Raw genomic sequence first — 297 nt, forward strand, 5'->3', positions numbered from 1 at the left:
AAAAGAAAATAACAATGATTCCCCCAGTAGTGGCGAGCGAACGGGGAAGAGCCCAAACCACCCATGTTACGGCATGGTTGGGGTTGTAGGACCACGACATTGCAAGAAATCTTGTGAGAAGAACGATTTGGAAAGTTCGACCATAGAAGGTGACAGTCCTGTATTCGAAGCAAGACGAAGCATAGTGGTATCCTGAGTAGCGCGGAACACGAGGAATTCTGCGTGAATCAGCCGGGACCATCCGGTAAGGCTAAATACTCCCGAGAGACCGATAGTGAACCAGTACTGTGAAGGAAA

The 297-nt window shown here is 48.8% G+C and carries 1 rRNA gene; it reads left to right on the top strand.

From position 1 onward, the window contains the following. A 23S ribosomal RNA gene (locus I6E24_RS16860) occupies positions 1–297 on the top strand; the annotation flags it as partial.

The organism is Bacteroides caecigallinarum, assembly GCF_021530995.1.
Classification (GTDB): Bacteria; Bacteroidota; Bacteroidia; order Bacteroidales; family Bacteroidaceae; genus Phocaeicola; species Phocaeicola faecigallinarum.